Annotated in this window: 1 protein-coding gene; it reads right to left on the reverse strand. The window is 68.3% G+C overall.

Annotated features, from left to right (window positions below; translation table 11 throughout):
* On the reverse strand, positions 1-252 hold a 252-nt coding region (locus AC3II9_RS22140; protein ID WP_489158888.1), incomplete at both ends, for a glutamate synthase central domain-containing protein.

The following is a 252-nucleotide window of genomic DNA, read 5'->3' on the forward strand; positions in this document are numbered from 1 at the left end:
GGTCGCGCCGACGCCGATCAACACCGCATAATAATGGGTGTCGAGGCACTCGGCCGAGCGCACGTTGATCGACGCATAGCTGCGCAGGCCCCGGCGGACGAGATGCGTGTGCACCGCCGCCGCTGCCAGGACGCCCGCAATGGCGACACGGCCTTCGGAGACATGCTCGTCGGTCAGGAACAGCTCGGAGCGCCCTTCGCGCACCGCCTGTTCAGCCTGGTTGCGAATCCGCTGGATCGCGGCGCGCAGACG

Source organism: Lysinibacillus sp. RU7 (assembly GCF_057837305.1).